We start from the raw sequence: 24,530 nt of genomic DNA on the forward strand, positions 1-24,530 counted from the left end.
CATGAATTATGTGTGCATACATTTTTGTAGTTCGATGCCAAATCATTGTAGAGACGTAGCAATGCTACGTCTCTACATACCCGTGAATTGTAAATTCATATCTTGATTCAGCAACGCCCAAAGTTCCGCTATGGCAAATTCCAGCGAGTAATATCTCTGCCAGTTGCGATTCAAAATGACAAGGTGCAAACTGAGTACAAACATGGTATATTGACACTGACACTGCCTAAAATTACAGAAGCACGTCAGCAAGTAATCAAAATTAACTTAGCAAAGAATACTGCTGAACTAGTTTCAGAAGCTACACCATATACAAAAAGCTCAAGTAGCATAGTTAACATCTATTAGATTTTTTCCTCATTGGTTGGTCTGGTGTGACATGATTTAACCGCCTTCGTCGTCTAGAAAGCATTTTCCAGACCGCGAGAGCGGTTTTTTTATATGTTGATTAATCGATTTGAGTAGGTTGGTGTAAAAGGGACTGGGGACAGGTGATTAGGGACTGGGGCATGGGGCAATGGGCATGGGGCAAAGATAATCGTTAAATCCCAATACCCAATACCCAATACCCAGTCCCTACTACTAAGAAGCATAGAAAAGTGCTATTAAGTTATGTATAAAGGTGTACTTTAGAGAAAGATTGACAACTTTTTTACAAATTATTAGCAAATAGTTAACTCTAACATAAACTCCGGATGCTATGGCAAGCGGGTGCGTTACTATCCTAGATAATGTAAACGTCATTACAAAAGCTTATGGAGCCAGAGACTTTACCAACTGAGGTGATTCTGACACATCCGCGTCAGTCTCTCGGGAGCGTCCAACTTGACTGGATGCCACAACCAGGAAACTATCTAGACTTGGAAGGAAAAACTTATGCTGTTTTAGAACGTCGCCATCGTTACCAGCTCAAGGCGGGACGCTATCGTTTGCAGAAAATAGCTTTATATGTGCAGTCTGCCAAGCGGCCGGAAGAAAAAACTTGGATAGAAGGACGTTGGGTCATCGGCAATGCCAGCTGCCGCTACAATGCTAATTCAGAAATTATTCGCTGTGCAGTTAATCCAGACGGTCCATGCGAATCTTGCCGCTTCTACGAAAAGTTAAGAACTAAGAGTGAAGAGTAAGAAGTTAACGGACTTAAATTGTAACTCTTCACTTCTAATTCAAAGCTGATAACTTTCTAAAACTTCTCCCACTGTTAAACGCGTACCATTCACAAAATCCCATCCTGACTGGGGACGTTTGCCAGCTAGCTGAACTTCTCGTAACAGCAATAAACCCTCTCCAGTTTGTACGATCGCTCCTACTCCCTTGGCAATGCTTACTACTTCCCCTGGGCTGCTCGACGTTGTTGATAAATCAGGGATTTTATGGTATAAATCTTGAACTTCTAGTGGTAGTTCTGGCCAGTAAGCAGAACCAAGGGGAGCGGTTGCGGTAATTTTGAGTGGTTGGTTGCGAAAGCCCGTTGTACAGTTAGGGTAAAAGCCTCTGATTTGATTGTGTAATTGTATGGCGCTGTTTGACCAATCCAGTTGATAATCTTCCTTTTGAATTAAAGGCGCATAAGTAGCTTCAGAATTATCTTGAGGAATTGGTTCAATTTCCCCAGCTTCCAGCTTGAGTAAAGTTTCTATCAACAAATCTGCACCTATTGTTGCCAATTTCTCTGCCAAATCTTGGGCATTGTCTAGTAAGCCTATTGGTGTAGTGGCTTTCAGCAGCATTGCACCAGTATCCATCCCTGCATCCATCAACATTGTCGTGATGCCCGTTTCTTTTTCTCCGTGATACAAACACCACTGAATTGGAGCTGCACCCCGATACTTGGGTAAAATCGAGCCATGCACGTTAACACAACCCAACTTGGGCATATCCAAAATTGCTTGAGAGAGAATTTGCCCATAGGCAACAACCACAAATACGTCGGCACCAATTTCTTGGAGTTGAGTGAGAGTTTGGGTATCTTTTTTAACTCGTTGAGGTTGCCATACAGGCAAGTTATTAGCTGTAGCGATGGTTTTTACTGGTGAAGGTATAAGTTCATTTCCACGTCCCCGGCGCTTATCTGGTTGTGTAACAACCCCTAGCACTTGAAACTCTGGATGATTGAGCAATTTTTCTAGAGTCGGAACTGCAAATTGTGGAGTACCAAAGAATACAATTTTCATGATAGTCATTAGTCATTAGTCATTAGTCATCCGCTCCAGGATTGGGTATTGGGTATCGGGAACAAGTGAAAATGCTGAATCCTGAAAATTTCATAATTCATAATTCATAATTCATAAATTTTTATGCCCTAGTCCCTCTTTTTTCCCAAAAATGAGTTAGTAGAGTTATCTTAGTGGAGTTATAATGAATTGGCTAGATATTTAACGAGTGCCAACTGTATCTCTTGTAACTAAGCTTAACTCTCTGGCTTTGTCTATCGCTAAGCCTTTTCGGGTTCACTACCTCAATTTAGTTTTTATAATTTTTCTAGAAGTCCGCAGCCTTCACTAACCATTTTTAACAAAAGTGTGTTTCTGTAATAGCTGTAACTGCAAATTATATTCTTGTAGTTAAGCTTAAAACAGTTGCCTTTAGCTAGAGTTTGAGTGTTATTGTTTGAGTCTGCTTAGTTGAGCGATACCTTTGTCAAATCCTTGTAATAATGCCGCAATTTTACCGTTATCGGTATCCGCAGTGTTGCAGCAATATAAATAGACAGCACCTGCCTATCCACAGATCAGTGTCTGTACGATTCTCCATAGCTTGCCTAAGCAAGTGAATACACTAACATTGATCCTGGTTAGTGTCACTCAAAAGCTATCACTTTGGTGTAGCTGGGTCTGAGCAGCGGCAAAAATTTCTATGAGGCGATAAAAAGTTCGGTTCATCACGGTTCAGTAATTATGCTAGTATCTTTTGCTAGCTATTCTGAATATTTATATCTTGTAATTATTCATACAATTTTTTTGTAAAACAATGCAAAATTTAACAAATTTGTCACTTAAAATCTGCTAGTTCCCTGTTATACATATAATCAAAGCCTGCCCCATAACTGTACTGGCATCACTCCTCACACAGCAACCGCCCTCTAGAGAGTCAACAAATGCTTCAAAACCTTTTGCTGTCAGGATGGTTTCGCCTGCAACCATTCCTTAAGTATATTGCCGTTGTCATGTTGATTGCGCCCCTAATGGCTGCATCTAGTCACTCTACCTCAGCGCGATCGCAAACAGCTAAAAATATCTCCGTGACAATGGCGTCTGACTCTGTGTTAATTACAGCAAGTGCCAATCAAGCACCCGCTGCAAATCAAGTATCAAAAGTTGCTAATGTTGCTAATATTTATTCTTTGATAGATAAATCTGGCTCTGTAATAGTGTCTAGAGCTAATGTTGATGAATTGCAAATATTACAAATAGATAACATTGAGTCTTGGACAGCGAAAGATGATTCTCTGTCAATTAAGGAATTGCCAAACAACGACTCATTAGCAGCGGTAGAACTTGCAGCAGGGGTATTGCGATCGCACTCTCTGTCTCAAGGGCTATCTAGTAGTCAATTGGGTTTAGTGGAAAGATTAAAAATTGCTAAACTACAGTCCTTACCTACAGAAAATAGCAATTTGTCTATTGATGAGTCTGCTGCGCGATCGTCACAAGCAGCGACAATCGCGCCTGTAACTGGGGAATCACAGCCGAATTATAGGGCAGTGCCTGTTGTTGAAGAATCCGAACAGGCACAAATAGAACAGCAAGATCCGATTGGAAGTCCTCATCCTGTTCCTTGGAATTGGATCATGACTACTCATCAAGCTATTAGTTCTCAGGGTAGTTCTGGAGTGCGTCATTACCGCAGCGTACCTGTGATTTCTCCAGATGGTAGGCATGCTGTTTACAGCCGCGTGCAATTAGAAATAAAACCAGAACTTTATAACAGCCGCGTCAGCAGTGTTTTGTTTGTTGAAGACAGGCAAACTGGAAAATTGCGGGTCTTGTCTTCAACCTCTCGGAATATGGATACTTTATTAAGCGTCAAGGCTGACCGAGATGCTAATGGGGAAGGAACTATTGGAGTATTAGTGCCAGTCAGTTGGTCAGAAAGTGGCGATCGCTTTTTAGCACGCCAGTTTGAAGGGGTATTTAATACCTCTGATGCTACAGATCGGGCGTTGATTTGGGATCGGCAAAGCGATCGCACTAATACTATTTCTCCTGTCTCTGAAGAACAGGAACATGAGAAGATTGCCGTACTTTTAGGTTGGAGTAAAACCCAACCTAGTAACGTCCTGTTCCGCACTGGTGAAATAGGCCAAGAAGATTGGCCCGTGTTAGCAGTTTCTGATGATGGCAGGACTGTAATTGCAACAGATGCCGATCAACCAGTCACCTTTGGTGAAAAGGTGAAAGAAGTTTGGGGTAAACCCCAAGTTGCTTATCGATGATTTTATACAAGCTTTGATGCTAGCCTGTTCCAGCTTGGGAACGGGTTTTTTTAATTTACGTAAGACTGTGAATTGGTTCTCATACCAAGTTGTGTTCAGATATAGCAATTTGTGCCCTCTCCCCCTCTCCCAAATTGGGAGAGGGGGAGAGGGAAGACACCCTTCGGGAAGTCAAAAGTATCAAGTCAAAAATCACACGTTAGAATCTTTACTTTTGACTTTTGAATGCGTGACTTTTGAATTGTTTTGTCCTCCTTCCCTTCCAATTTGAAGATTACTGAATTGGTGTTCTAGTGGTACTGCCATCGCTGGCAGATTGTCAGATATCACCCAAACAAGTCAAAATTTAAAAGATATATTAATACAAACTCCTCAAGAAAAATTTCATACAACTAAATAGAAGTCTCGCTGCTTTCCAACTCATCCTCATCTTCCATAGCTTCTTTTACCCGACGTATGGGTACATTGGCTATTAAAGCGCTTGTTCGTTGGTTGCTTTCTAAAGAAAATTCTAAACCCTCTGTTTCTATTTCTACATAGCGGCAGACGATTTCTAAGATTTCTTGCCGCATTTTTTCTATTGTTTGAGGACTCAAATCCGCGCGATCGTGGGCAATCACTAGTTGTAGGCGACGCTTAACCTGATTGCGACTACTGTCAGAACTGCGAGTAAAAAACCGTTCTAGAAGTTCAATAATCATTGCTGCTTGGTATGCACAGACTGGAAAAAGAATTAAATAATTTTTGTCCACAACAATCTTCGGAGGCGAGAGAAAATGTTGTTGTTGGGTGAGTCGAGTTCAAGAAATTCGACCGTTTCTCCTTCCAATCTGCGAGCAATGTTCTCATAGGCTGTAGCCGCTAGAGAAGGACTTTCTGACAATACTAAAGGTTCGCCGCGATTGGTAGAGACGATAACGCGCTCATCATCCGGGATTACCCCAATTAGAGGAATTGCTAGAAGTTCCTGAACATCATGCACAGACATCATATCATTTGCCCGTACCATTGCGGGTTTGATGCGGTTAATTATTAAATGAATCCGCTTGACGCCTTGTGCTTCTAACAACCCAACGACGCGATCGGCGTCCCGGACTGAGGCAATTTCAGGTGTGGTGACAATTAATGCTTCTTTAGCAGGGGCGATCGCATTTTTAAACCCCATTTCAATGCCTGCTGGGCTATCAATAATCACATATTGATACTTCTGCGCCAGTGCATTCACTAATAACTTCATCTGATCGGGGGTAACTGCATCTTTGGTGCGGTTCTGGGCTGCGGGTAACAAAACTAAATTAGGTTGCCGCTTGTCTTTCACCAAAGCTTGTTCGAGACGGCACTCCCTCGCTAAGACTTCCACCGCTGTATAAACAATACGATTTTCCAATCCTAGTAACAAATCTAAGTTTCTCAAACCAAAATCAGCATCAACTAATGCCACTTGACGCCCCATTTTAGCTAAAGCCATACCTAAATTGGCTGTACAAGTGGTTTTACCCACGCCTCCTTTACCGGAGGTAACGACAATAATTCGAGTCATGACACAAACGCGCTCGATGATGTTTCCGTAAATATATAACAACAGAGCTTTATGGCTCTAAATTCATCCTATGAATTTGGATTTTAGAAAAATCACTAGCCCTAGCGATGCGAATTCCTTGAGGTGTGACATATGCCACTTCCGGATAAAATTGCATCGGCAATTTTTCTGGTGCCCTAGCGACAGCATCTGCGATCCGCAACTGGGTTGGTTCCATTTGCAGGGACATAATCAGACACTCGCGATTGCCGGCCGCACCGGCATGAGCAACTCCACGTAGACGACCCCAAACAAGAATATCGCCATCTGCAACTACGATACCACCTGGATTTACATCTCCTAAGATAATTACGCTACCAGGATGACGAATTTCTACTCCAGAACGTACCGTCATTTCTAGATAAAGGGCTTCTGTTTGATGTGCTTTGGTTGCTTTAGACCCAGAAGAGAAGATATTTTCTCGCTGTGTTTGTTCTACAGAGTAGCCAGCTGTAACTGCTGCTATGGCAGTTTGGCGACGACTGGTAGCAACAGATTTTAGCTGCATTTGTACCTCGCTGAAAATCTCAGCGAGTTGTTGCAGCTGCCTGACATCCAAGAGGCGATCGCCAGCGATAACATGTACGGGAGTGTTTGGTGATTGAAAGCGATCGCTAGCATTGAGTCGTAGCTTCAACTGTTGCCAAATCTCAGTCCAATTGTTTTCCGAAGCAGGTAGCTGGGATTCTGTTGGCAAAATTAATAATAATCTTCCCTCCTCTGTTTTGATTTGAATTTGGATATTTTTATTTACCACATTTTTTAGTGGCAGTAACTTAGATAACTCTAAATCCAAGAGGTTAGAATTCAATTCTGCATCTGGAGTAACATTAGACTCTACATCAGCAGCGACAGAATTAGATTCTGCATCCGGAGTAACATTAGACTCTACATCAGCAGACACAGAATTGTATTCTGCATCTACAACAGAATTGGATTCTACATTCGTATCGGCAGAATTGGACTTTAAATAGAGCAAAACAGAATTAACCTCTGCTTCTGGGAGTATAGAACTTGACTCTGCCTCATCAACGGCAGAATCTGCCTCTTTTACAGAGAAAACAGTAGTATCTACCTCTACATCAGAAAGGCTTGAGATTGATTCTGCATTATTAACAGCAGAATTTGACTCTGGATTGGGGATGGCAGAATCAGAAGTCATGCAGCACTAGCCAAAAGAGGAAAATTTAGCAATTACCAATCTTAGATGATTTGCCTTTGTTACTGTGTTCTAGAAAGTTGCAAATTATTAAACAGTCATTTGTCATTTGTTATTTGTCCTCAGTACAGTATTTCATTAATTAGTAGCGAATTATCCTAGAAAAACTCTACGTTCCTCTGCGGTGTCTCTGCGCGACGGCAGTCGCTACAACGGGGGGAACCTCCGCAACGCGCTGCCTCCCCTCTGCGTTAAAAAAACACTACAATTTTACGCAAAGCGGCCTTGAGTTTTTTGTATTTACAAATAACAATGACCAAGGACAAATGACGTTCCCCAGGTGTAAATATGCAATTGTAATGTGCCACAGTTTACTTAGCTTTTTTACTTAGTCTTTGATAAATCGTTGCCAAAGCACTAGCATCACCAACGTTACCTGGAAATAGCACCACTGGTAAATTCGGAAACTGGGGATGATCGGTGGGAGTCCGCACCATTGAACAACCAGGTAAAATTTGACCAAGTAACCGAGCTGAAGTCAAAGCCAGACCAGTACTCAGAACATCGTTGGAGGTAATACCACCTTTGCTAATTAAGAATCCTATATCAGATGGCAAACCCTGCACAACATCCATCAATAAATCGGAAACCTTTGTTCCAAACTGTAACCGTGTATTTACATCCTTAAAAGTGAGTTCTTTACGGCTGGTATAAACTACTGGCGTTTTGCCAGCCTCATGTGCTGCATGGACACCTTCAAGAACCTCACTTAGCAGCGCAGCAGATTGATTTTTCTCATCCAGCAAAAGTGCTACATCAACTTCAACCCCAAGCGTACCTTCTGCTTGCAGTAGCATTTCCAGTTGCTGAGTCGTCTTTTTCACATGAGAACCGACAATCACCGCACCTGGTTTACCATTGCGTACGTACTCCGCCATGTTTTCGGGGGCGATTGGTTGGGGAGGTAAGGCAGCTAAAGCCGTTAAGATACTGGCAGCACTGCGAAATAAAAAGCGTTTACCATGACTCGCTGCTGTTAAAACATCTTGTGCAAAGCGATCCAGATCTGCTTGAGTTTCCCCATCAACTACACAGCATTGATTATCACTCAGGTTCATTAGGCGTTCTAAGCTACCAGCACGGATGTTTGCAAGTAAAAATTTTTCTACAGAGTTCGCATTAATACGTCCTTTTGTTTTTTCTTCAACATACTCGGGTAAGTAACTGTGATGGTAGCTGAAGACAGAATCACGAGCGAACTCAGTTTCATGCACTGGCGTAGGTACACCATCAATAATTAAGTAATGTATGCTGTCGCGAGTGATACGTCCTCCCTCAAAAAAAGTCGGGACGAGAAAATGAGCATCAAAAGGGCCGAGTTCCTCAGCAATGACATCGGTTTCGATTGGGTAATGTCCCCGCAAAGTGGAGTCAGAACGGCTGACTATGAGAAAATCCTGAATTTTCTGAGTAGCTAAAGCTACTTTCAAGTTCTGACAAACTTCTCTGGTAACAGATGCAGCCAAATCTGGTGGTAATGCCCTAGTATTTGTCAGCACAAAGAAAATCGGTGCATCGTCTTGCAACCCTTTGCGTAAAGTCTCCACATCCCAACGCATTAGCAGCAAGCAGCTGTGAACTGTTTGCGATCCTGTTGGATCATCATCAAGGACGATTATTTTTGGTTTAAGGGCCATGTTTGTGTTAACGGAGCGACTGTTGTAATTTTCTTATCTGGGATTGCACATCTAAGTCAATCTGCAATGATTGATTTAAAGTTTGAGCATATTCGCTTGCTTGACTGCTAACTTGTAGAGACGTTGCATGCAACGTCTCTACATTATTGTCAAATAACTCTTGGTTGTCAGCAAGCAGCTTTTTATTATCTCGTAAAAGTCGCTCGATTTTCAAAGCACGAACTATATCTTCTCTGGTAAATTGCAGTGCAGCGATCGCAGTTTCTCTATCATTGATATTACTTGCTGAGTTGTCAGATGCTGCTAATTGATCAAGATAATCTACCGCTTGAATAACTGCATGATATCTATCGACTTCATTTAAAAGATTTATTAGTGTTTTGGAATAGGTGAAACGCCGCCACAGCCAACGCCCAATTACCACTGCCAGCAATACTCCAATTAGCAAAACGATTCCCAACCCAATCGCGGAACCAATCGTGGGCAGAATAATCAACGCATAAATCAACCCAGTAATTATCAGGCTCAACAGCAGCGTTACCCGCACTTCTTTCATCAAAAATCCCAATCGCTGCTCGCGATTTTCTATAATCGCAGGTCGGAGGACGTTACTTGGATTTATTCCGGTTAAACGTCTCAGTTCCCCTTTAGTTATTTCCAAGCCCAGTAAGTCCGGCTGCACAGATAACTACTCCTGTGGAAGCGCGAGATGCATATTTATATTGAGTAGTATATATCCAAACAAAACCCCCACCACCCGCTCTCTGCTGGCATGAGTATTAATTACAGAAAGCGATCGCTCACAGATGGCAACCGCGCTTTACAGTTGTTTACAGACCGTTATGAGTTAACCCGTCACTTTGCAGGGTATTTAAATGACGATCCAGCCTCAAAAAACATCCGCAAAGTTGCTTTGGCAAACCACTAGGATAAGTCGGCTTCAGAAATGCCTGAAGCTACATTAACCAAGCCTGCCGATCCAGGCTTTGTTTGTGTAGCGACACCCTATAGGATGACGTATTGGAGGTTAAGCAGTAACAATCTGCCTTATAAGAGCGCTTATAAGAGATTTCCAAGAAATAAATTAGACCTCTTGTGGGGTGGGCATCCTGCCCGCCTCTGGCCCCTGACACCCATCCCACAAGAAAATTTGGGATGTTTTTTTATTTGAAAGTCCCTAAGCGCGATCGCACTTCTTGACTAGCTATTCCAAACAACCACCAACTAACAACCACCAACAATTTATCAAAATCTCTGATGTGAATCCGGAATCAGGAGAATTTCTTTTGTATTTCAAGATAGATGTACAAAACAGAGGTGTTTTCTTATAAACAAGCATGAATTCCGTTGAAACTTGTAAAGTTCACTAATAATTTTAATGTTTCCTGACAATCATCTTATGAAGCTAAGCACTTAGGTGAAAGCACAATAGCTCAACCAATGGTAGTCTATAAATTACTGCTCAAAATAAAACAAAAACTTTCTTTGTTTATGGAGTTTTTTTCCGGACAATATAAATCAAACCTTTGATGGAGCCTTGATCCCTCAGTTGGTGGAGCCTCGATACCTCAGTACTTAGCTACGGTTTAAGTAACAAACAAAAAAAAAGTAAATTTTTTAACAGGAGAAATAGGGTGCTTAACCTTCTCAAAAAGTTCCTTCCCGCTCGTCAGTTGAGACTTCCCTTATTTGGTTTACTTCTCATTCTTGGTGTTGTTGGTGAAAGGGCTAAACCTGTGTTAAGTAGCCAGTTCGCAAGATTACATGCTCCTACACCCCAAGAATTTAGCAATCAAATAACCACTCGTACTTGGTTACAACGTAATTCTTCCCCAGATTTGCAAGCCACAGATAAAGCAGTTCGCTTACGAAGAGTACTTGCCAAGTCAGATACCGTACCAAGCAAAGTTGCTGTGGAATCCAAAAAGGCGTCTGCACAAATTCCAGTTAATCAACAAACAACTTACACTTGGTTGCAGCGAAATTCTCCCATATCTACAGAAACTTCTTCTGAGTCTTTATCTCCGGAATTAGCAGCAGAACCTACAACCAAGCCACGTAAAAGCGCACCTAAAGCATCTATAAAAACCACAGAAGTGGGATCAAAAGTGAATTTCCCCAAACGAAACGGCATTTACCTTTACGGACAATCACCACAACCAGGACAGTTGGGGCAAGGATATATCTTATTTGAAAAGCGCCAAAGTAAAGTGATCGGTGCTTTGTATATGCCAGATTCTGAGTATAGTTGTTTTAAAGGTACACTCAACCCTTCAGGAGAATTGGCAATGACTGTTAGGGGTTATCCTGGTGAATTTAGCCCATCGCAAGTAGCTGCACGTGATGGGTTAATGCGAATGAATGACGATCGGCCATTCACCTACGATCATTCGGTCGCACTGCAAAACTATTATCGATTAAGGTCTATCAGCAGTAACGATCGCGAAATTTTGCAGATGTGTAAGTCTAACCTGTAAGGTTCTGAACTATGAATCATGAATTAAAAAAATCAATTCATAATTCATAATTCATAATTCATCATTAAAATTCAATTCCTGGTTGAGCTTTTACAGCTTGATCGCGGAAAGGGTGTTTAACAAGAGTCATTTCTGTCACCAAATCAGCGTGTTCGATTAATGCTGTGGGTGCACCTCTACCTGTAAGAATTACGTGCTTATCGGCTGGTTTTTGCGCCAATCCGTCTAGAATCTCTTCAACGCGCAAGTAACCAAGCTTAATCGCAATATTGATTTCATCTAACAATATCAGCTTGAAGTCTGGGTTGCGGATGTATTCTAACCCTTTTTGCCATGCGGCTTGTGCTTTTTCAAGATCGCGATCGCGATCTTGAGTTTCCCAGGTAAAGCCTTCGCCCATAGCGTGAAATTCTAACTGATCTAGCCAAAGACTGAAAACCTTTTTTTCAGAAGGTTCCCAAGCTCCTTTAATGAATTGAACAATCGCTACTTTATATCCATGACCGAGCGATCGCAACACCATTCCCAACGCCGCAGTTGTTTTTCCCTTGCCATTGCCAGTGTGAACTATTATTAATCCCTTTTCTGGCACTGCTTGTGCTATACGTTTATCTTGCACTTCTTTGCGTCGCTGCATCTTTTTGCGATACTGCTCATCAGTGAGGGTTGAGGATGAGGCTTCCTCCATTAATTGTTTAGCTTCTGAGTCTAGGTTCAACTCTGTTTGATTGTTGGCGTTCATAAACTTTTCCTGGAAACAAAACATATAAGAAAATGTTATATCAACCAGGATCGATCAAAAACTTAAGCGTTGGTAACAACAGCTTTAACATTCCTAGCGATTGGATATTTTTTACTTGGAAATCCCTAAGTTTGATGTCTCCCTTAGCCAGTCAAGCACTGATAAATGACTAGGTGTCCATTGAGAGAATTAGAAAACGATGGAATAATCAGTCGAAAAATCTATCCAGAGATACCACCAAAAGTAGAATATTCACTGACAGATTTAGGTAAAATGCTCGAACCAACATTACTATCTCTTGAAAGTTGGGGGATCAAGTACATTGAAACACAGCCAAAAAACGCTTTACTTGAAGTCCCTTAAACAGAGAACTGATATGAGCGATCGCACTAGAAATCAAATTTATCATGACAATACTCCACGAGTTAATTCTCGATACTTTTCACGATTTGCAATATCATTGGCTCACTCCAAATTCAGCTAGCGCCAATAGAAACTGAACCTAGCTTCTATCTGTAACTAACTTCATAAACAGAGTTATAGGTTAGTAATGAAATCTGGTAAAAACCAACCTATTTTCGAGCCAATTAGTTTTTTGAGTACAAATCCAAGACTAACTGCAAAAAAATAATTATTCCTCTAACAGAAGTCATAGCTTGGTTATCAAAAAGAGAGACTTCTTGAAATCCTGTTACATAGCAGGAAACAATAAATTCCTTCCGGCGACAGTGGAATCTTTATGCTAAATGCGATCGCGCTATTGAAGTTTCTCCAGTTGCAGTAAGTTGCACATCATGCATAGTTAACATTAGACTCGGCGTATTTAGTGTTGAGAGTACAGCAATGTCAAAACAGCTGGGAAAGAAAATCGCACCCACACCTATGCCCAAAGAAATTGGGGTAGTTGATTTGATTGATAATTACTTTACCGCCTACAACTCGGCACGGTTGCGGGAAGCTTGTCAGCTAATGAGTCGGGATGTGCTACAAGAAGGCGTAACAGTAGGAGTTAGCCTTTCCGGTGCAATGACACCAGCAGGATTCGGAGTTTCGACACTAGCACCACTAATTCGCAATGGTTTTATTGACTGGATGATTAGCACCGGTGCAAATCTCTACCATGATATGCACTATGGTTTAGGCTTTGAATTGTTTGCTGGCAATCCGTTTGTAGATGATGTGCAATTACGCCAGCAAGGTACTATCCGTATTTATGATATTGTTTTTGGCTATGACGTGTTATTGGAAACAGATGCCTTCATCCGCAAAATTTTACAAGCAGAACCATTTCAAAAGCGGATGGGGACGGCAGAGTTTCATTATCTGCTGGGTATGTATGTCCGAGAAGTAGAAAAGCAACTGGGAGTCCAACATTCTTGCTTGCTAGCAACTGCATATGAATGTGGTGTACCTATTTACACTTCTTCTCCTGGTGATAGTTCGATTGGCATGAACGTTGCTGCTTTGGCACTGGAGGGTTCACAGTTAGTGTTAGATCCAGCAATTGATGTGAATGAAACAGCGGCGATCGCCTACAATTCGCGGGCAGATGAGGGTAAAAGTGCAGCGGTGATTATTGGTGGTGGCAGTCCCAAAAATTTCTTGCTACAAACTCAACCACAAATTCATGAAGTATTGGGGCTAGAAGAACGAGGACACGATTACTTTATCCAGTTTACCGATGCTCGTCCAGATACTGGTGGTTTGTCTGGGGCAACACCTTCAGAAGCTGTTAGCTGGGGCAAAATTGATCCGCAAGAACTACCCAGCACAATTGTTTGTTACACCGACAGCACAATCGCACTACCTTTAGTGACGGCATATGTCATCAACCAGTGTCAATCCCGTCCCCTCAAGCGGCTGTACGATCGGCGGCAAGAGATGCTAGAGAGACTGCGGGCAGATTATTTAGCAGTTCAAACTCAACCACTAGAGAATATACCAGTTGCTATGACTGAGGCTGCTTCCCAAGAAGTAGCAACCTATCCCTGTGGGAGGATGATTCCTCATACGCATTAGGAATTGTAGTAGTTAGTAGTTAGTAGTTGGTTGTTGACTACTAACCCTACTCTACCGATCCACTACTTAATATTTTTCTGGCTAAGCTTGCGATTCCAAATAATATTATCTCCGGTAAATTACTTACTCAGCGACAGTATCACTATTGAAGCAGACACGATTTATCTCTTTCGCACAGCAGACGCTGATATTAAACACTACCTTCCATTAGTTAGAGGAAAGGGAATTTTAAGCTTTCTAAAATCGGTTCATAAGATAAAAAGCACATTACAACTAGGTATTTAAGCGTTAGTCACAATTACAAGTCAAACATTGAGTCACAGACACGAGGAAGGAATGTGCAACACGATGAATTGATTGGACAAGTTCAACATCGCGCCCCTTGGAATTTGCGTGGCAATGCAGAAGTAGCGGCAACCCGTGCTACTTTGGAGACACTAGCTGAACCTTTGGCTAGATATAAGCCAATACGGTTCAGTTAAGGCGCAAAGTTGTGTAAATTAAGGGTTGTAATCAACACTGAAAGTAAACTGTAGTGCATCTCAAAGATTTCTCCCTTTTGTCTCCAATGATACAAAGAGATGATTTGCTAAAAGCAATAGAGACAACGATACCTGCAACGGCCATTGAGCAAGCTATTACAACCAGCAAAGCCAACGAAGAAAGAAATCGTTGACACCAAGAAAAATCCATTTCCAAGACTTACACCTTGACAGGGGTAGTATTAAAGTAGTTACGCTTTAATTTTTATTTGTATCATTGCAACATCAAAAATCAAAAAGCCAAAATACTTCCCCCCGACAACTAGCTTTTGTTGCCCTGCGAGATGTTCACAAGGGGGCTTATGCTGATGTGGCATTAGATAGAGTGCTGCAAAAAGCCAATTTAGCAGATAGCGATCGCCGTTTGCTAACAGAATTAGTTTATGGCTGTACAAGAAGACAGCGCACTCTTGATTTCCTTATCGACCAACTCAGTAAAAAGAAATCCCACCAGCAACCAAAAGACCTCCGCATCATTCTGTATCTCGGCTTGTACCAACTGTTGTATCAAGAACGAATCCCCGCTAGCGCTGCTGTTAATACCACCGTGCAACTAGCCAAAGAAAATGGTTTTTCTGGACTCGCTGGTTTTGTTAACGGTTTATTGCGCCAGTATCTCCGCCTTGTAGAGAAGGACACAGATACACTTCCCACGTCTTTGTTGCGATTGCCAGAAAACCCAGTAGAACGCTTGGGTATTTTACACAGTTTTCCCGACTGGATTATTCAAGTTTGGATAGATCAATTTGGTGTTGCCGAGACAGAAAAACTCTGTATCTGGATGAACCAAACTCCAACAATTGACTTGCGGGTGAACCCGTTGCGTACTGATGTAGATGCAGTAGAAGCAGCTTTACAAAATGCTGGGGTTTCCTGCCAACGCCTCCCTCACTTACCGCAGGCGTTACGATTGCTGACAAATCCCGGGCCTATCCAAAATCTCCCTGGTTTTCGCGAGGGTTGGTGGAGTGTACAAGATAGTAGTGCTCAACTAGTAAGTCATTTCCTCGATCCCCAACCAACAGAAGTGGTGATTGATGCTTGTGCAGCACCTGGAGGTAAAACCACTCATATTGCCGAATTGATGCGAGACGAAGGAAAAATTTGGGCGTGCGATCGCACTTCCTCCCGGATGCGGAAACTCCAAGCAAATATGCAAAGACTCAATCTCAAATCTATTGAAATTTGTATTGGTGACAGCCGCGATTTATCCCAGTTTACCAACTCTGCTGACCGTGTTTTGCTAGATGCTCCATGCTCTGGTTTGGGAACCCTACACCGCCATGCCGATGCTCGTTGGCGACAAACACCAGAATCTGTACAGGAACTTTCGATGCTTCAAAAGGAGTTGATATCACATACTTCTAATTTTGTCAAGAATGGAGGTGTATTAGTTTACGCTACTTGTACGTTGCATCCGGCAGAAAATGAAGGCGTGATAGAGTCATTTTTAGCCAAAAACCCAAATTGGCAAATAGAGCCTGCCAATCTGGATTCAGCTTTTTCCACGTATTCCACGCCACAAGGCTGGCTGAAAGTATTGCCCCATCAACATAATATGGATGGATTTTTTGTGGTTCGCTTAAGAAAAACAAAGCATTCAGGGTGAATACTGTCAGGGGTTGTAAGATTTCAGGGAGGGCAGAATCAACCAGAGGAGGCTGTGATGTCAGTGAACTCCAGTGATGTAAAAAACTTAGTAAAAATTCTGATTGGAGCAGCTTGGATAGACGGCAGAATTCAACCAGAAGAAAGGCAATATCTACGTCAGATAGCTCAACAAAAAGGCGTAGCTGGCGATCCAGATATAAAACCTTTGCTTTACGAATTAGTTCCCGTCCAACCAGTAGAGTGCTACGACTGGGTAAGGGAGTATTTAGGCGATCGCCCTAGCATGGAAGATTGCCAAAACCTGATTCAAGCCATCAGCGGTTTAATTTACAGCGATGATGAAGTGGCAATAGAAGAAGCTAAACTGCTCATGAAATTACAACAATTGTCTGATTCTAACCAGGAAGAGTCAACCCAAGCCGGATTAAATGCCCTTCTCAAACAAATTCAAAAGCTTTACCGTCGTTGGGTTGAGATTCAAAATTAACCAAAGTCAAAAGTCCAGAGTCCATAGTCCATAGTCAAAAGAAATAACTTTGACTCTTGACTGTTGACCCTTGACTCTTGACTATTTGGGTTCACCAACACCTGGGGTTTCGTCTTTTTCAACCTTGGGGACAATGCTGGGACGCTCTTTATCTTCCCAACCAACGGGACGCTTAGAGTTGTACCAAGCAATTGAACCAATCGTGACAGCAGCAATAAAACCAATCACATAAACCGCAGTGAAAGCAAAAGGAAAATGCGGTTCGTTTGCTGCTTGCGCTGCTGCTTGCATCAATAAAGCCATGAGTATATTCTCCTAAAGTAGGCAACACTACTTAAAAACCTATAAAAAGAGCGTATCACCAACATCCCCCACAAGTCAGAGGGGAGAGGAGGAAATTAGGAGGGGGAGATGGGGAGATGGGGAGATGGGGAGAAAGAAGAATTCTTTTTTCTCCCACTCTTCCACTCCCCCACTCCTTCACTCCTCCACTCTTCACTGCGATGAGCTGGGTTTGAGTCTCTCTCGCCAGGAAGGCTGACTACCAGAGGAGTTACCAGAAGGAGGTGTATAACGTCGTCGTCGAGGTATTATAGGCAAAGAATTTGATTCTACTCGCCTGTACCGTCGTGGCGTGTTTGACGAGGTAGATTCACTGCTGGAAGCTGATTCTGAACTACTGTAACGACGCTGATAGTAGCGCCGTCTGCGTCTTGGGGTTTGATCTTCTTGCTGCCCTTGGTAAGAGCGTCTTCTGTATCTACTTCCCCGATATGATTGCTGTTCGCCATCATCATAATCTTTACTAGAAGGAACAGCGCGATTAATAATTCGATTAGGTTTAATGGCCTGTGCCTTGATAGTGCCTTTTCGACCTTCTAGTTTTGGTCGTTCGGGAAACTTCTCAACAGGCATCCCTTCTGTTGCTTTTTCCATGAATTCACGCCAAGTGTAGGCGGCGGTACTGCTACCACCTGATGTAGGTTTGTTATCGTCGTTACCTAACCACACACCTGTTACCAATTGAGGTATGAAGCCAATAAACCACAGATCGCGGGCATCATCGGTAGTACCAGTCTTACCTGCAACGGGTCTGTCACTCAACTGAGCAGCAGTACCAGTACCTTGATTAACTACGTTGCGTAACATCCAGGTCATAATCGCGGTACTGTCTTTATCTAATGCCCGCTTTGGTTTAAAATTATCAGTCCAGATTACCTTACCTTGGCGGTTGAGAATGCGGGTAATCCCGTGTGGTTCTACGTGTAATCCCTGTGTGGCAAAGGAACCGTAAGCACTGGTTAATTCTAGTAAATTCACCTCATTTGAACCGAGAGCCAAGGAATACATAGGCTTGAGTTCTGATTTAATTCCCATGTCGTGGGCTAGTTTGATGGTTGGATCAAATCCCACTTTTATCAACACTCTTACTGCAACAATATTAACTGACTTAGTAAGAGCATCCCTCATGGTCGTCCAGCCTCGGAAACCCTCATCGAAGTTTTTTGGTTCATAGCCATCCACAACTAAGGGGGCATCCAAATAACTCTGATTAGGGTTCATACCGGCTGCTATGGCTGTTGCGTACACAAATCCCTTAAAAGTCGATCCTGGCTGACGTTGTGCCTGGGTAACGCGATTAAACTGGTTCTGACCAAAATCCTTTCCCCCAACCATTGCTTTAACTTCACCGTTGCGAGGATCGATGGCAACCATTGCTCCTTCCTTAAAGTTTTCCCAACGGCCCTGATTTCGCAGAGTTTTGTTAACTGCTTCTTCTGCTGCTTTCTGCCAAGTTGGGTTTATGGTAGTTTCCACGGTTAAACCACCAGCCTGCAAAACTTCCGGGGAAACATACTTGGGCAATTCTTTTTGAATGTAGCTAATAAAGTAGGGAGACTCTATTTGCCACCGCTTGGGCTTGCTAGGTCTGATAGCTAATTGTTCGGCGATCGCTATTTGTTTATCAAGTGCTGTAATATAGCCATCTTCAAACATCCGTTGTAATACTAGATTCCGCCGCTGCTTGGCCGCTTCTAGGTTCACCTGGGGTGAGAAGCGATTTGGCGCTGGGGGTAAGGCGGCGATTGTTGCCATTTCACCCAAAGTGAGTTCATGCACTGATTTGCTGAAGTATACCCATGCCGCATCTGCAACACCATATGCCCCAGAACCCAAATAAACTAGATTGAGATAGCGCTCCAGAATCTCGTTTTTTGAGAGATTTTCTTCTATTTTCTGTGCCAGGCGAGCTTCCTTGAGCTTACGCAAGACAGTGCGCTCTTGTTTGAGAAAGAGAATCCGCGCTAGCTGTTGCGTGATCGTGCTACCACCTTCTACCACATTCTGCGATCGCAAATTATTCCAGACCGCCCTGACTATTCCTTGAGTATCTATGCCTTGGTGCTGGTTAAATCTTCTGTCTTCTGAAGCGATAAAGGCTTTTTTGAGTTTATCTGGCATCTCCTCCAGCTTGAGATGTTCTGTGGTTGCTTCTCCTTGCTGTCGCAAAATTGTACCATCAGCAGCCTTGATGGTCAGTGTTTGTTCTCGAACAACAGCATTTAGTTCTGCTTTATCTGGTAAAGTGCGATCTATTGACCACATACCATAACTGATGGCAACGATCCCGCCACTGATACCTAAGCCAGCCCAAAACCAATAACGACGATAAAGCGGTTTACGACTGCCGGGAAGCTTTGCAACTCCCTGATTTAGTATCTGCTTTGCTTTCTCTGACTTTGTTGTTGAGCAGCTTTCTTCATTTATGGATTCCTTATTTTCATTGGAATCGCCAGGCGACGATTCCGATTTCTCTGTTTGAAGGTCACTCGACTTTGTCGCTCGTTCCTTAAACCAGGAGGTAAACTTCGCCACGTCAGTTCCTCGCTTCCAGCAGTTGCGACCTAACCACCATTAATTTTTCGGATTGGTCGCTACGTTTGTGTTAGTATAATATCCTAATAAATTATTAACTAAATGCAATACTAAGCAAAGATTTTTATCATTTACCGAAGTTTTTTTGTAGGAACTAATACAAATTTTTCTGTATTATTCGCAGTTGTAAAACGGTTGAATATATTTGCAAAACCTCAGACTTTGTCAAAGATAATAGGTAACGCAGCCAAAGAATGCTGTACATATAGTGCCGTTGCTCTTGGTAGTAATCTTGGTGATTCTTATGCAATTTTAGAGGCAGCTATAGAGGATTTAGCCAAAACACCAGGTATTATTTTAGAAGCAAGATCCAGTTGGTACAAAACCAAAGCTGTAGGACCACCGCAGCCAGATTATTTGAATGGTTGCGCGATACTGCAAGTCGAGATGATACCACATTTATTGTTAGAAAGTTTGTTAGAAATTGAAAAAAAGTTTGGGCGAGTCCGCAAAGAACGTTGGGAACCGCGAACTCTTGATTTGGATTTGTTGCTATATGATGACTTAATTTTGCATACCCCAAATCTGCAAATTCCCCACCCAAGAATGCGGGAACGAGCTTTTGTCTTGATACCGCTAGCGGAGATAGCCCCAGATTGGGTGGAACCAGTTTCTGGACGTACAATTCAAGAACTGGTAAAAGAGGTAGACTGTTCCCAAGTACATCTTTTTACTGGCATTTAATGTTACACCAAATAAACACAGAACAATGCTGATTTAACAAGCAACTTCGGTATTAACTTGTGATTTTTTAGTCTATATAACTTAAACTATGCCACTAGGTAGAGAATTACCCCAGCTGCTGAAAGAACGCCTGTTCTACAAAGGACGCAAGTTTGATTTTGAGGTCAATCGGTTGCGTTTACCAAATCAATCCGAGGGAGAATGGGAGTGCATTCGTCACCCTGGCGGTGCTTTGGCTGTGCCTGTTACCCCAGAAGGTAAACTTGTACTCGTACGCCAGTATCGTTTTGCAATTGGGGGACGTTTATTAGAGTTCCCTGCTGGAACTGTGGAAGTAAACGAAGACCCCTCGGATACCATTAAGCGTGAAATAGAGGAAGAAACTGGTTATCGCGCTCATAAATGGCAAAAACTAGGAGAATTTTTTCTAGCTCCTGGCTATTCTGATGAAATTATCTATGCGTATCTAGCACAAGATTTAGAAAAGCTCCAAACACCACCAGAACAGGAAGAAGACGAAGATATCGAAACAATCTTAATGACTCCTGAAGAATTAGAAAAAGCGATCGTGCAAGGTGAGCCTGTAGATGCCAAATCAATTTCCAGCTTTTTCCTGGCTCGCCCATTGCTAATTTAATGGTTAGTGGATAGTGGTTAGTGGGAAACAACCAACTAGTAACTACTAACTACTAACTTCCACAATCATGTGTTATATTGAATAGCAGCAATCAAAAACCCAGAGTCACAAGCTCTGCCTTTTGAGACTAAGACCGCTTAGGCAACAAGGAGGTGATGCCCATGACAGATAGTAGTAAATGCATGGGTCATCAGGTTGCAGGAAATCGGCTGTGTGCCGGAGCTGTTCTCTAAAAGTCAGCTTTAGTCTTCTTGAGAGACTAAATTACCTCAAGCAGCTAGGCTAGCTTGGAGTTCCTTCCGGCAGTTAGATTGCAACCTGAAGACCCGCTAGACCGCTCTTACCTAGATCACCCGATCTAAAGTAAGAGCGGATAGTTTTTTATATATTGCTTGAAATATATTAATTAATCGTAAAAATTAAATTATTAAATTATAATTTTCTTAAATTAGAAAGTCATATTTTGTATTATACCCTTGGGAACTAAGTGTAATGATTTGCGTCTGTGGAGATGGTTGAACCAACTCCTGCTCCAAAATTTAAAGATGACCAACTACTTAGTTCTTTTAACGGCTGGAACTGTCAGGATGAGTTTGATCGCAGATTAAGTCTAGACGTGGAAAAGTAAACAGTAAGTATATTCATCTCCGCAAATTCCCTTATTTTCCATCTTGACAAACTTATAAAAGTTTAAAAGTTAATATTTGTCAATAGATGGAAGCATAAAAGGGTTGGAAGGTTGATTATATTGATCAGCCTCCTTAAATGAAGAGAAATTGATTAAGTAGGAGTTTATTGATATGGCGCAGTTACTCACTGAGGCAGAAATTAAACAACAACTAAGCAATCTCTCTAACTGGACACTAGAAGGATCAAAGTTGCAGTTAAACCGCACATTTCAAAATTTTGTGCAGGCAATTGAGTTTGTAAATAAACTTGTTGAACCTGCGGAATCAGCAGGTCATCATCCAGATATAGAGATTTCTTATAACAAAGTCAAAATCACACTTACGACACATGATGCAGGTGGTTTAACGCAGAAAGATTTCGATTTAGCGAAGGAGATTTCCCAGATTACTTAAGTATTAACTCTGAGTAATATTACAATTGAAATACAGCTCATTTGTTTGATATTTAACTAATAGATCCTGAGTGTTTTTTTGTCTGTAGCGATCGCTGTTTCTGAGCTTGCAAACCAGACTACCTATCTATATCCAGGATTTGAACAAGCAGAACCTGATGTGTGACAGTTACATTTGCGAACCTAGACGTATCGCCATCTGTGTCAAATGTTTTATAATGACAGGCAATGAGGATATGTTTTTGCATAAGTTAATCACATAAGTTTTTTACCAGAATTTAATTAGCCGTTTAGCTTAGCAAAAACTAAAATTATATTTAGGGGCAAATATGCCTCATCCACAGGTTTCAACAAGAAGTCACATTTTCAACAATAGTTGCAGCAAATTAAAATTACCAATAGAACAAGGTGTGAGGAGAACAGGAACGATGTCTAATATCTTGTGGAAATCCTTAGTGGTAAGTCCAGCAGTTTTAGGAGCCACGCTGTTGGTTTCAACGACGGCGATCGCCGCTCCTGCTAGCACCGCCTCTGAAGCGATAAAGGCAGACTTATCAGCAGCTGAACAACAAGGCACTTCTGCACAGACAGCATTTACAGCTTCTGGTATCGAAGTTCCTCAACAGCCAGAAATTGTGGCTCAAGCGCAACCACAAACTGAAGTTAATGTCCTAGAACAAGTTAACCGCTATAGCAGCGAAGGGAAAACAGCTAATAACACTCAGTCCCAAGTGACATCGGTTTCCCAGTTCTCCGACGTACAGCCAACTGACTGGGCATTCCAAGCATTACAGTCTCTGGTTGAGCGTTATGGTTGTATTGCAGGTTATCCGAACGGTACCTATCGCGGAAACCGTCCTATGACCCGTTATGAATTTGCCGCAGGTTTGAATGCCTGTTTGGATCGGGTCAACGAATTAATTGCTACAGCAACAGCTGAATTAGTCACCAAAGAAGATTTGGCTACCTTGCAGCGGTTGCAAGAAGAATTTTCTGCGGAACTGGCAACCTTACGCGGTCGTGTAGACGCATTAGAAGCACGTACTGCTGAATTGGAAGCTAACCAGTTTTCAACCACCACTAAGCTGGTTGGTGAAGCTATTTTTGCTCTCACTGACTCCTTCGGTAGTGATGATGAGAACAATACCGTCTTCCAAAATAGAGTACGTTTAGACTTACAAACCAGCTTCACTGGTAAAGATGTTTTGCACACGCGTCTGGCAACTGGTAATGCACAAAGGTTAGACTTAGGAGTCCCGGGTAGTGCAGAGGGATTCCAAACCTTCAATATTACTGGCGATCCCGATAACGAAAACAACGTATTTTTAGATTGGTTGGCGTACTACTTCCCCTTGGGTGATAATGCCCGAGTTTACGTTTCAGCCACTGGTGGTATTTGGAGCGACATCGCATCTACCGTCAACCCTTACTTTGAGGACTTCGACGGTGGTAATGGCGCTCTATCTACCTTTGCTTCTGAAAACCCAATTTTCCGCATTGGAGGCGGTGCTGGTGCAGCAGTTAACTTCGGTTTTGGTTCTGGCGGCAGTATCCTCAAACCAAGTTCAATCACTGTAGGTTACTTGGGATCTGAAGCTAGCAATCCTGGTGGCGGTTCAGGTATCTTCGATGGTAACTATGCTGCTCTTGGACAGTTGAACTTCAATCTAGGCGATCGCCTAGCATTAGCTGCAACCTACGTCCACGGCTATCACGGTTCAGGTAGCGCTTTATTTGATGCAGGTGGAATCCAAGGCGCAAACGTTCCTGTAGTAGGTACTGCACAAGCCAACGCTTTGAGTGCTACAAATGCATCTTCAAGCAACTCCTACGGCTTGTCAGCAGCCTTTAGACCCAGCGACAAAATCTCAGTTAGTGGCTTTTTCTCTTACCACGATGTTAGCGGCTTCGGTTCCGATGATGACTTTGAAGCTTATAGCTATGGTTTAGGAGTAGCCCTTCCAGACTTCGGTAAGAAAGGCAACGTTTTGGGCATCTTTGGTGGCGCTCAACCCTACTCTCTGAACAGAGTAGCTGGTGTGAGAGATAGTGATGTACCGTACCACATTGAAGGTTTCTATAAATATCAGGTCAGCGATAATATTTCTATCACTCCTGGTGTGATTTGGTTGACCGCTCCTGGTCAAAGTAGCGATAATGACGATGCGATTATCGGTACAGTCAGAACAACTTTCACTTTCTAATATAGTTGTTGATTGTTGGTAGTTGGTAGTTGATCGGAACAAACAACAAATAACTACCAACAAACGACTGACATCGCCATAAAATCTTTTCCCCCGCCCAATGGCGGGGATTTTTATGTTCATATATGGAAAAATAACAAACCCCAGTGGAGAACCGGAGTATACTAATAAGGTAGAGGGATCAAGCAAGAAGGAAAAAATATTTTCTTTTGCCTTTACCTTTTACCTTTTACCTTTTA

General features: G+C 42.3%; 22 protein-coding genes and 1 pseudogene. 14 read left to right on the plus strand and 9 right to left on the minus strand.

Annotated features, from left to right (window positions below):
• Window positions 1-120 precede the first annotated feature (120 nt).
• Both HXY43_RS17420 and HXY43_RS17425 read left to right on the plus strand, forming a co-directional pair.
• Window positions 121-348, plus strand: a pseudogene (locus HXY43_RS17420) (Hsp20/alpha crystallin family protein); the annotation flags it as partial.
• A gap of 407 nt (window positions 349-755) precedes the next feature.
• Window positions 756-1,127 (plus strand): DUF6464 family protein, encoded by a 372-nt coding sequence (locus tag HXY43_RS17425; RefSeq protein WP_290885246.1) that lies wholly within the window; start codon window positions 756-758, stop codon window positions 1,125-1,127.
• 39 nt (window positions 1,128-1,166) lie between these two features.
• Here HXY43_RS17425 and fmt read toward each other — a convergent pair whose 3' ends face one another.
• On the minus strand, window positions 1,167-2,174 hold the full coding sequence (fmt, locus tag HXY43_RS17430; protein WP_290885335.1) for a methionyl-tRNA formyltransferase: 1,008 nt from the start codon (window positions 2,172-2,174) through the stop codon (window positions 1,167-1,169).
• A gap of 992 nt (window positions 2,175-3,166) precedes the next feature.
• On the opposite strand from fmt, the gene HXY43_RS17435 reads away from it, so the two are divergent.
• Complete coding sequence (locus tag HXY43_RS17435; RefSeq protein WP_290885338.1) at window positions 3,167-4,435, plus strand: hypothetical protein; 1,269 nt, start codon at window positions 3,167-3,169, stop codon at window positions 4,433-4,435.
• A gap of 392 nt (window positions 4,436-4,827) precedes the next feature.
• Here HXY43_RS17435 and minE read toward each other — a convergent pair whose 3' ends face one another.
• The 5 genes from minE to HXY43_RS17460 form a co-directional block, all read right to left on the minus strand.
• Window positions 4,828-5,136, minus strand: coding sequence for a cell division topological specificity factor MinE (gene minE, locus HXY43_RS17440; RefSeq protein ID WP_290885340.1), 309 nt, complete (start codon window positions 5,134-5,136; stop codon window positions 4,828-4,830).
• A gap of 32 nt (window positions 5,137-5,168) precedes the next feature.
• Window positions 5,169-5,975 (minus strand): septum site-determining protein MinD, encoded by an 807-nt coding sequence (gene minD / locus HXY43_RS17445; protein WP_026735509.1) that lies wholly within the window; start codon window positions 5,973-5,975, stop codon window positions 5,169-5,171.
• A gap of 49 nt (window positions 5,976-6,024) precedes the next feature.
• Window positions 6,025-7,176, minus strand: coding sequence for a septum site-determining protein MinC (gene minC / locus HXY43_RS17450; RefSeq protein ID WP_290885251.1), 1,152 nt, complete (start codon window positions 7,174-7,176; stop codon window positions 6,025-6,027).
• 368 nt (window positions 7,177-7,544) lie between these two features.
• A complete protein-coding gene (locus HXY43_RS17455; RefSeq protein ID WP_290885252.1) occupies window positions 7,545-8,870 on the minus strand; it encodes a four-carbon acid sugar kinase family protein in 1,326 nt (441 codons plus the stop codon).
• A 7-nt stretch (window positions 8,871-8,877) separates the two neighbouring features.
• Window positions 8,878-9,552 carry a hypothetical protein gene (locus tag HXY43_RS17460; RefSeq protein WP_290885254.1) on the minus strand — a complete coding sequence of 225 codons (675 nt, stop codon included), beginning with the start codon at window positions 9,550-9,552 and terminating at the stop codon, window positions 8,878-8,880.
• Window positions 9,553-9,642: 90 nt separating this feature from the next.
• Between HXY43_RS17460 and HXY43_RS17465 the strand changes: the two genes are divergently transcribed.
• Both HXY43_RS17465 and HXY43_RS17470 read left to right on the plus strand, forming a co-directional pair.
• Complete coding sequence (locus HXY43_RS17465; protein ID WP_290885257.1) at window positions 9,643-9,798, plus strand: hypothetical protein; 156 nt, start codon at window positions 9,643-9,645, stop codon at window positions 9,796-9,798.
• Between the two features lie 706 nt (window positions 9,799-10,504).
• Complete coding sequence (locus HXY43_RS17470) at window positions 10,505-11,347, plus strand: hypothetical protein (protein ID WP_290885260.1); 843 nt, start codon at window positions 10,505-10,507, stop codon at window positions 11,345-11,347.
• Window positions 11,348-11,411: 64 nt separating this feature from the next.
• Here the strand turns inward: HXY43_RS17470 and cobO are convergent, their stop codons facing one another.
• The gene (cobO, locus tag HXY43_RS17475; protein ID WP_290885263.1) at window positions 11,412-12,089 is read right to left on the minus strand and encodes a cob(I)yrinic acid a,c-diamide adenosyltransferase; all 678 of its coding nucleotides are present in this window, start codon (window positions 12,087-12,089) and stop codon (window positions 11,412-11,414) included.
• 165 nt (window positions 12,090-12,254) lie between these two features.
• On the opposite strand from cobO, the gene HXY43_RS17480 reads away from it, so the two are divergent.
• The 5 genes from HXY43_RS17480 to HXY43_RS17500 all read left to right on the plus strand — a co-directional run bounded on the left by HXY43_RS17480 (window position 12,255) and on the right by HXY43_RS17500 (window position 16,748).
• The gene (locus HXY43_RS17480) at window positions 12,255-12,452 is read left to right on the plus strand and encodes a helix-turn-helix domain-containing protein (protein WP_290885266.1); all 198 of its coding nucleotides are present in this window, start codon (window positions 12,255-12,257) and stop codon (window positions 12,450-12,452) included.
• A gap of 480 nt (window positions 12,453-12,932) precedes the next feature.
• Complete coding sequence (gene speY / locus HXY43_RS17485; protein WP_290885270.1) at window positions 12,933-14,108, plus strand: deoxyhypusine synthase; 1,176 nt, start codon at window positions 12,933-12,935, stop codon at window positions 14,106-14,108.
• Window positions 14,109-14,446: 338 nt separating this feature from the next.
• A complete protein-coding gene (locus HXY43_RS17490; RefSeq protein ID WP_290885273.1) occupies window positions 14,447-14,590 on the plus strand; it encodes a hypothetical protein in 144 nt (47 codons plus the stop codon).
• A 277-nt stretch (window positions 14,591-14,867) separates the two neighbouring features.
• Window positions 14,868-16,259: a 16S rRNA (cytosine(967)-C(5))-methyltransferase gene (locus HXY43_RS17495; RefSeq protein WP_290885277.1), complete on the plus strand. Its 1,392-nt coding sequence runs from the start codon at window positions 14,868-14,870 to the stop codon at window positions 16,257-16,259.
• Between the two features lie 57 nt (window positions 16,260-16,316).
• Window positions 16,317-16,748, plus strand: coding sequence for a TerB family tellurite resistance protein (locus HXY43_RS17500; protein WP_290885280.1), 432 nt, complete (start codon window positions 16,317-16,319; stop codon window positions 16,746-16,748).
• An 81-nt stretch (window positions 16,749-16,829) separates the two neighbouring features.
• Here HXY43_RS17500 and HXY43_RS17505 read toward each other — a convergent pair whose 3' ends face one another.
• Together HXY43_RS17505 and HXY43_RS17510 are read right to left on the minus strand one after the other, a co-directional pair.
• Window positions 16,830-17,051: a hypothetical protein gene (locus tag HXY43_RS17505; protein WP_290885283.1), complete on the minus strand. Its 222-nt coding sequence runs from the start codon at window positions 17,049-17,051 to the stop codon at window positions 16,830-16,832.
• A 192-nt stretch (window positions 17,052-17,243) separates the two neighbouring features.
• Window positions 17,244-19,625 (minus strand): transglycosylase domain-containing protein, encoded by a 2,382-nt coding sequence (locus HXY43_RS17510; RefSeq protein ID WP_290885286.1) that lies wholly within the window; start codon window positions 19,623-19,625, stop codon window positions 17,244-17,246.
• A gap of 222 nt (window positions 19,626-19,847) precedes the next feature.
• On the opposite strand from HXY43_RS17510, the gene folK reads away from it, so the two are divergent.
• The 4 genes from folK (at window position 19,848) to HXY43_RS17530 (ending at window position 24,291) form a co-directional block, all read left to right on the plus strand.
• Window positions 19,848-20,369 carry a 2-amino-4-hydroxy-6-hydroxymethyldihydropteridine diphosphokinase gene (gene folK / locus HXY43_RS17515; protein WP_290885289.1) on the plus strand — a complete coding sequence of 174 codons (522 nt, stop codon included), beginning with the start codon at window positions 19,848-19,850 and terminating at the stop codon, window positions 20,367-20,369.
• An 88-nt stretch (window positions 20,370-20,457) separates the two neighbouring features.
• Window positions 20,458-21,006, plus strand: a complete 549-nt coding sequence (locus HXY43_RS17520) for an NUDIX hydrolase (RefSeq protein ID WP_026735528.1) — start codon at window positions 20,458-20,460, stop codon at window positions 21,004-21,006.
• Between the two features lie 800 nt (window positions 21,007-21,806).
• Window positions 21,807-22,088, plus strand: a complete 282-nt coding sequence (locus HXY43_RS17525; RefSeq protein ID WP_290885293.1) for a 4a-hydroxytetrahydrobiopterin dehydratase — start codon at window positions 21,807-21,809, stop codon at window positions 22,086-22,088.
• Window positions 22,089-22,515: 427 nt separating this feature from the next.
• Entirely contained in the window at window positions 22,516-24,291 is a 1,776-nt protein-coding gene (locus HXY43_RS17530; protein WP_290885297.1) for an iron uptake porin, read from the plus strand.
• Window positions 24,292-24,530 lie beyond the last annotated feature (239 nt).

Source organism: Fischerella sp. (assembly GCF_013388695.1).
GTDB lineage: Bacteria > Cyanobacteriota > Cyanobacteriia > Cyanobacteriales > Nostocaceae > PCC9605.